This is a genomic window from Halobacillus alkaliphilus (assembly GCF_900113125.1).
GTDB lineage: Bacteria > Bacillota > Bacilli > Bacillales > Halobacillaceae > Halobacillus > Halobacillus alkaliphilus.
This window is the reverse complement of the sequence record NZ_FOOG01000019.1, coordinates 56,747-62,940: the sequence shown is the minus strand read 5'-3', so window position 1 is coordinate 62,940 and position 6,194 is coordinate 56,747. Positions and strand designations below refer to the sequence as shown.

Annotated in this window: 7 protein-coding genes; 5 read left to right on the top strand and 2 right to left on the bottom strand. The window is 38.9% G+C overall.

The features are described from left to right. Nucleotides 1–502 precede the first annotated feature (502 nt). Nucleotides 503–1,198: a hypothetical protein gene (locus tag BMZ06_RS11565; protein ID WP_089752195.1), complete on the bottom strand. Its 696-nt coding sequence runs from the start codon at nucleotides 1,196–1,198 to the stop codon at nucleotides 503–505. Nucleotides 1,199–1,355: 157 nt separating this feature from the next. On the opposite strand from BMZ06_RS11565, the gene BMZ06_RS11560 reads away from it, so the two are divergent. Beyond that, complete coding sequence (locus BMZ06_RS11560; RefSeq protein ID WP_089752194.1) at nucleotides 1,356–1,718, top strand: HesB/IscA family protein; 363 nt, start codon at nucleotides 1,356–1,358, stop codon at nucleotides 1,716–1,718. A 281-nt stretch (nucleotides 1,719–1,999) separates the two neighbouring features. Further along, nucleotides 2,000–2,245 carry a hypothetical protein gene (locus BMZ06_RS20425; protein WP_139205824.1) on the top strand — a complete coding sequence of 82 codons (246 nt, stop codon included), beginning with the start codon at nucleotides 2,000–2,002 and terminating at the stop codon, nucleotides 2,243–2,245. Nucleotides 2,246–2,280: 35 nt separating this feature from the next. Here the strand turns inward: BMZ06_RS20425 and BMZ06_RS11550 are convergent, their stop codons facing one another. After that, nucleotides 2,281–3,267, bottom strand: a complete 987-nt coding sequence (locus BMZ06_RS11550) for an NAD(P)/FAD-dependent oxidoreductase (RefSeq protein WP_014644133.1) — start codon at nucleotides 3,265–3,267, stop codon at nucleotides 2,281–2,283. Nucleotides 3,268–3,564: 297 nt separating this feature from the next. On the opposite strand from BMZ06_RS11550, the gene BMZ06_RS11545 reads away from it, so the two are divergent. From BMZ06_RS11545 to BMZ06_RS11535, 3 genes are all read left to right on the top strand, one after another. Then, entirely contained in the window at nucleotides 3,565–4,785 is a 1,221-nt protein-coding gene (locus BMZ06_RS11545; RefSeq protein ID WP_089752192.1) for an NAD(P)/FAD-dependent oxidoreductase, read from the top strand. Between the two features lie 147 nt (nucleotides 4,786–4,932). Further along, a complete protein-coding gene (locus BMZ06_RS11540) occupies nucleotides 4,933–5,250 on the top strand; it encodes a YuiB family protein (RefSeq protein ID WP_089752191.1) in 318 nt (105 codons plus the stop codon). A 243-nt stretch (nucleotides 5,251–5,493) separates the two neighbouring features. Beyond that, nucleotides 5,494–6,135, top strand: a complete 642-nt coding sequence (locus BMZ06_RS11535; protein ID WP_089752190.1) for a 3D domain-containing protein — start codon at nucleotides 5,494–5,496, stop codon at nucleotides 6,133–6,135. The last annotated feature ends 59 nt before the right edge of the window (nucleotides 6,136–6,194 follow it).

Genomic DNA, 6,194 nt, shown 5'->3' with positions numbered 1-6,194 from the left:
ATTGATAAGTTATAGCTATTATAACAAATTAACGCGGTGATCTATTAAAAAAAGGAAAACAAATAAAAGCTGCCGAGACTTTCTCGACAGCCTGAGAAGGCATCTCTCAGATGCCTTCTTTTGTTATTAAGTCCGTCTCCGTGATACTCATTACAGATAAGCTCCCGATAGTGCAAGACTCCATTTCGAAATAATTCGGATCCATTGCAAACAATAGATGAGGGCGGCTACGGAAACAACTCGTCTTGGCATCACCTAGACATTGAGACATAAGCCGCTCATCAACGGATTGAAAAAACGCATTCCTTTTGATGATCGTCTTATGACGCGAGTGCCTGGGCGATGTAGCTGGCCGAGCCGTTCCCAGGAGCCCCTTTTTCCACAGAATATCTAGAAACGGAGTCTTACACAGTTTGGACCTTAATACGTCTTTATGAAACAACAATAATGCTTAACAGAACTTGTAATTTACAACATAGCAGGGTGCCCAGAAGAATGAGGATTATTTCATCCGGCTAGTGATTTTTACATCGTCTCCAAGCAAAGAGGCTGTACCGCGGAACTTTTTATCTTGAGCCATTACGACAAACTCCCACTTGTTTCCTAAAAACCCATGTGGTTCAACTTCTATCCACTTGATAGGCGCGACCTGAATTTGATTTCGTAGATAGCTTTGTAATTCTAATTTTCCATAAGCTTTTAATGATAAGAAACTAAGGGCAATAAGCAATCCAGCCGTAAGAATCAATTTATTGCTTGTTTTTAATACGATAAGTAACACAATAGTCATCAGTAATATTAATAGCAGCTCGTGTTTGAGCAGTGTGAACGCATAATTCTTATTCGAGAGAGGAGAAAAAAGGCGTGAGCCATTTCCGATCCAATCAATGAGCAGCGCTCCTCCCATAAAAGTAGTAAACGTTGCTAATAAACTATACCAATACTTTGCTTTAGTCCTTTTTTGAATAAATATAGCCAGTAATAAGGATAAAAAAGGAAGGCTGATCAGCGAATGGAAAGCAGTAGTACCAAGAAACTTAGGTACATCCGGAATCAGAACGATAAAACCTAGACTCATAATTAGAGCGCGCTGCTTAGTTGTATATTCTTTTTTTCCAAAAAAAGCATACATAATCAAAGCACCTGCAAGCAGATGTAAAGTTGTAGATGGAACATGGGTAATTAAGGTGGAAACCATAGTCGTCCTACTTTCTAATTCAATATCTTTAATGCTTATTCTCCGTGTACACCCTATTCAAACATTATTTAGAATGTGAACGATTGGCATTTCATCCATTTGATAATTATGACAGTCGTTAGTATACTAGCATTAAGAAAGAAAGGAGTGGCTCAGGATGATTCTAAATATTACAGAAGCGGCAAGTCACCAAATAAAGGAAATGTTGAAAGAAGAAGATTCTAATGACGTACGTCTTCGTTTTGGTGTGAAAGGCGGAGGCTGCAGTGGATTATCATATGCCATGGGCTTAGAAGATGAAATTAATGAAGAACTGGATCTTACAGAAGAATCAAACGGGATTCCTGTTGTGATTAACCGACAAGATGCTGCTATTATAGAAGGTACAACTATAGATTTTAAACAGAACATGATGGGCGGAGGATTTACAATTGATAATCCGAATGCCATCGTATCCTGTGGATGTGGGTCTTCATTTAAGACAGCGACAAACGCAGGAAGTCCTGACCCTAACTGCTAAGCAATAAAAATAAAACTTTCCTTTCCTTTTAAGGAAGATCACAGCTTGTAGAAAACCCCCTGGTTTTTCTGCAAGCTATTTTTATGTCCTGAGGGGTAACTACTGTTGTTTTGCTTCTAGTTAAAATGCCCGGTGACTTTTATATAAATTTTGATTTCGCCAAAAAGCTCTTCTTGAGCAGTAGCTGTCCTAAAAAGCAGATTCTTTTATGTGATAATTTTTTTGTTTCTCCCTCCATATATATGAAAGTAAATCATCTGTTTGGAGAGGAGAGCACCAAAATGAAGCAGGCATTACGAGACTGTTTGTCGATGAATGAATACAGAATTAGTGCTATCATTATAGGTTTTTTTATAACGCTCGGGGTTACCATGCTTCAGTATGTACGTCTTGGGACTATAGATATGAATGTACAGAATTTAATTTTAACCTTTATTTACGTGATCGGAGGAATCCAGGTTTCCCAACATGTCAAAGATATAGCAATCAAGAATCGTGAAGATCGAGCAGCTCAAAATAAACCATAAAAAAAGGAGACCTGGAAGGGTCTCCTTGTTGTGTCTTACGAAAACATGCTTGTAGAATGCTTGGGCTGTACGCGTGCGCCTGGGTCTATATAGGCTTTGGCATTATTGACAGCTGTCGGTCCTTCTCCAAAACCGGAAGCAATTAATTTGACTTTTCCGGGATAAGTACAAATATCACCGGCTGCATAAATTCCTTTTATATTGGTTTCCATCTTAGAATTCACAACAATGCTGTTTTTATCAATTTCAAGTTCCCAGTCCTTAATTGGTCCTAAGGATGATATGAAGCCGTAATTGACGATGACATCATCAACATCAATCGTCTCTACACGATCACCTTTGACTTCATGTAATTCAACTTGTTCTATTCGTTCTTCACCAATCATTTTTTCAGGGGCAAAAGGAGTCATTAATTTCACATTAGAGTTCTCCAATTGGGCTACACTATGTTCATGAGCTCTGAATTTATCCCTTCTGTGTACCAGTGTCACCTGGTTTGCAATTGGTTCAAGCATAAGAGCCCAGTCTACAGCGGAGTCGCCGCCCCCGCAGATCATGACATTCTTACCGGCAAATTTATTCATATCATTAACATGATAATGCAAATTGGTATCTTCATATTTATCAGTGCCTTCAATTTTAAGTTTACGCGGCTGGAAGGCCCCATTTCCTGCTGTAACAATAAGGGTTTTCGTATAATGTACTTCCTTGTTAGTGGTTAGTTTGAGAACATCATCTTCTACACGTTCGACTGATTCAACCGATTGTTCCAATGCAATCGTTGGGTCAAACGCCATTGCCTGCTCTTCAAGATTATCAACCAGTTCCTGAGCACGGACTCTTGGAAAGCCCGCTACATCGAAAATATATTTTTCAGGATATAATGCAGTGAGCTGGCCGCCAAGATGAGGAAGACTCTCGATGATTTTGACACTGGCTTGACGCATACCACCGTAAAAAGCGGTGAATAAGCCGACGGGTCCAGCACCAATGACCGTTATATCATATATCTTATCACTCATAATTTACCTCCTGTTGAAAAATGTCACTAACGTACATTCTATCACAAAATATTTTTGAATGGGAAACAGCCCTCTTGTAACCCTTTACAATAACGTGTAATAATTCCATTATTTTGATAAAGAGATTATGGGTTGAAAATGAAAATAAAAAAGTCTAATATGAGACTAGACACTAGTTAACGAATTTGTGACAAACATATTAGAATAACGACATTTTTTTATAATATTATGTGTGAAAGTAGTCACAAAGAACACTCAACGGATAAATAAAATATTACGAGATGGAAGTGATTATTCATGAAAAATCCTAACATAGTCATCCTCGGTGCAGGATATGGGGGTATTATTACAGCGGTTAAACTTCAAAAAAGTTTAGGTGTGAATGAAGCAAACGTTACATTGGTAAACAAGCACAGCTACCATTACCAAACCACCTGGCTACATGAAAATGCTGCAGGTACACTTCACCATGACCATACACGTATTCCTATTAAAGACGTTATCAACACAAGTAAGATTAACTTTGTACAGGATACGGTAACAGAAATTAAGCCATCCGAAAAACGAGTTATGCTCGAAAACGGCGATTTAATGTACGATTATTTAGTCATTGGTTTAGGTTACGAAGCAGCTACATTCGGAATCCCGGGCTTAAAAGAGCATGCTTTCACGATTGGAAGTATCAACAGTGCGCGTCTGATTCGTCAGCATATCGAGTACAACTTTGCTAAATATAATAATGAAGCTGACAAAAAACAAGAGCGTTTAAATATTGTCGTTGGTGGAGCTGGCTTTACAGGGATTGAATTTGTTGGAGAGCTAGCTAACCGCGTTCCACAGCTATGCCGGGAATATGATATTCCTCGTGAAAAGGTACGTATTATTAACGTAGAAGCTGCTCCTTCAGCCTTGCCAGGGTTTGATCCTGAATTGGTTGAATATGCCATGAACTCTCTGGAGGGCCGCGGAGTTGAATTCAAAATCGGTGCAATGATTAAAGAAGTTACTGAAAATAAACTGGTTTTTGAAAAAGATGAACAACGTGAAGAAATTCCTACGAACACAGTTGTATGGGCCGCTGGCGTACGCGGTAACAGCTTGGTCGAACAAGCAGGATTTGAGTCTAACAGGGGACGTACTCCTGTGAGTGACGATTTGCGCCCTGCAGGACATGACGATGTATTTATCGTAGGGGACTGTGCTTTGCTTATTAACGAAGAAACAGAACGCCCATATCCGCCGACAGCTCAAATTGCTATTCAAATGGCTGAGCAGACAGCAGACAACCTTACCAAGCTTGTAAAAGGCGATAAGCACTTAGAGCCTTTCACTCCAGATCTTAAAGGTACTGTCGCTTCTCTAGGTCATAAAGATGCGATTGGCGTAGTGTTTAATGACAAGAAACTCTTCGGCTGGTCTGCTTCTGCGATGAAGAAGGTAATTGATAATCGCTATCTTCTTAAACTTGGCGGTCCTGGTCTTGTTTTGAAGAAAGGTAAGCTGAACTTTTTCCAATAATGTTGTGAATCATTTGTTCAAGAAGCAAAGGCAGATCGTTGCCTTTGCTTTTTTCTTAGCTTATAGAGCGCTTGCGCTTTACTATTATCAGTTATAGAATGAGTTTTGGATTATAAATAGGCAAGTGTAAGTTTAGGGGGAACTTCATTGAACATCATTCAGTTTTTTGTTTCTATTTTATTGTTTTTTGTATTGTTTTTTGGGATATCTTTCCTTTTGAACATGCTTTTACGATCCTCGTGGGTTATGTCATTCGTTTATCCAGTAATCGTTCTGTTTATCGTTGACGACTTTCCTTGGACAGAGTACTTTTCACAACCAACCACTTCGTTTCCAACTGTATTTGCAAAGTTAGTAAATTTACAAGTGGTTGATATATTGATTTTGGCGAGCGGTTTAGCTGGTACCATTGTCGCTGGCCTTGTAATCCGCTGGTTAAGAAAAAATGGCTATCAAATGTTTTAATAAACGGCCTCTTCTGTTAGTGAAGAGGCTGTTTTTCTATAAGTTCTGTTAATGGGTTCTGTACACTCGGGAGGGGCACCTAAAGAGCCCTTCACTTCTCCCAATGAAAAAGAAAATGAGTTAACTTTCTTTTTAGTAAAGTATGAGGATCATTTTAATGACATCTGCTTTTTCATCCTTCCATTGAATAGTTCTGTATAATTTATTCGAGCTTGGACATGATTACACCTAGAGGTGATTTTCATGAGCAAACGCCTGAAAAAAACATTGCTATTTACATTGTTTATTTTAGCTTTATACAATACAGTAGCCAATGTGTCCAATCTATCAATGGGAGATTTTGATGAATGGGTCTCTGTTAAGTTTAGAAAAGACGCTCCTGAGTATATTTTAGAAGCTTCCGCCACTCAACCTGTACTTCTTTCAAGGGCTGCTGAAGAATCTGAACGGAAGCTTGCAGAAACGCTTGACTTATCTCAATTTCAATCTCACACTGTCACAGCTACCGGGTACACAGCAGGTCCGGAATCCACGGGAAAGACCCCGGATCACCCTGGTTATGGCATTACTTTTTCTGGGGTTAATGTAAAAAGAGATCTATATTCAACGATTGCTGCCGATCTGGATGTCTTTCCTATAGGAACCGTACTTTTTATTCCTGATTATGGTTATGGGGTAGTTGCAGATAAAGGGGCTGCTATTCAAGGGAATGAACTTGATTTATACTTTTCAACTGTAGAAGAGGTTTACAAACAATGGGGTAAAAAAACGTTAGATGTATATATAATAGAAGAGGGTAATGGAACTCTTTCAGAAGAGCGGTTGAATGTACTGAATGAGAACGAGTCCTTACAAGTATTCCGATCTCAAATTTTAAAACGTTAAAAAAGAAGGGTTCTCACGGGGAACCCTTCTTTTTTAACGTTACGTATATTTAGATATCA

Bases quoted from the DNA above. Each gene is read 5' to 3' on its own strand.
- BMZ06_RS11535 (WP_089752190.1), top strand. From the start codon at position 5,494: ATGAGCAAACGCCTGAAAAAAACATTGCTATTTACATTGTTTATTTTA.
- BMZ06_RS11565 (WP_089752195.1), bottom strand. From the start codon at position 1,198: ATGGTTTCCACCTTAATTACCCATGTTCCATCTACAACTTTACATCTG.
- BMZ06_RS20425 (WP_139205824.1), top strand. From the start codon at position 2,000: ATGAAGCAGGCATTACGAGACTGTTTGTCGATGAATGAATACAGAATT.
- BMZ06_RS11560 (WP_089752194.1), top strand. From the start codon at position 1,356: ATGATTCTAAATATTACAGAAGCGGCAAGTCACCAAATAAAGGAAATG.
- BMZ06_RS11545 (WP_089752192.1), top strand. From the start codon at position 3,565: ATGAAAAATCCTAACATAGTCATCCTCGGTGCAGGATATGGGGGTATT.
- BMZ06_RS11550 (WP_014644133.1), bottom strand. From the start codon at position 3,267: ATGAGTGATAAGATATATGATATAACGGTCATTGGTGCTGGACCCGTC.